This is a genomic window from Methanosphaera cuniculi (genome assembly GCF_003149675.1).
GTDB classification, from domain to species: Archaea; Methanobacteriota; Methanobacteria; order Methanobacteriales; family Methanobacteriaceae; genus Methanosphaera; species Methanosphaera cuniculi.
In genome coordinates this window covers 1-627 of the sequence record NZ_LWMS01000041.1, presented here as the reverse complement: position 1 = coordinate 627, position 627 = coordinate 1, and the positions used below count along the sequence as shown (strand labels likewise).

Here is a 627-nt window from a genome sequence, read left to right as displayed (position 1 = left end):
AAGTAAATTTAATGTAGTGTTCTGGATATGTGTTTGATGTTTGTATTGTGTATGTGTAGTTCATTATTGTTTTTGACTTATTTTGTATTGTGTATTCTATCATTTTTGATTTTTTCGTATTTTCTGTATTTTCTGCGTATACTTGAATTTTTTGGTCTTGATTTATTGTTATTTCATCTGTATATTCATTTGTTATTGGTGTTTCTGTTTTTGTGCATGTTGTGTAGTATATTGTTCCTGGTTGATTTGATTGTATCATTATTCTTTGTTCTCCATTTGAATACATTCTTGTTGTATTATATACTGCTATTGTTGGTCTTTGATTATTGTTTTGTGGTGGTGTATATGTATATACTTCTGAATGATAACCATCATTTTCTGTATAATACTTTAATTGTGTGTTTTTGTTTATTGTTATTTGATTTCCTGTTTTTGTTGTTTTTCTTGTTTTACTATTTTTTGGGTTTGTATTGTCTGTTGTGTAGTATATTGTTGAATTTGCCATATTTGTAGTAAACTGTATTGTTTGTTTATCATTTACTAACATAGTTTTTGGTTTAATTATTGTTATTGGTGGTGTCATTATTTGTGGTGCTTTATAGAAGTTTACTGTTGATTGTTGTCCTT

Annotated in this window: 1 protein-coding gene; it reads right to left on the bottom strand. The window is 26.5% G+C overall.

Annotated features, from left to right (window positions below):
- Positions 1-627: chitobiase/beta-hexosaminidase C-terminal domain-containing protein (locus MSCUN_RS05585; RefSeq protein ID WP_170104084.1), on the bottom strand; the 627-nt coding region annotated here is incomplete at both ends.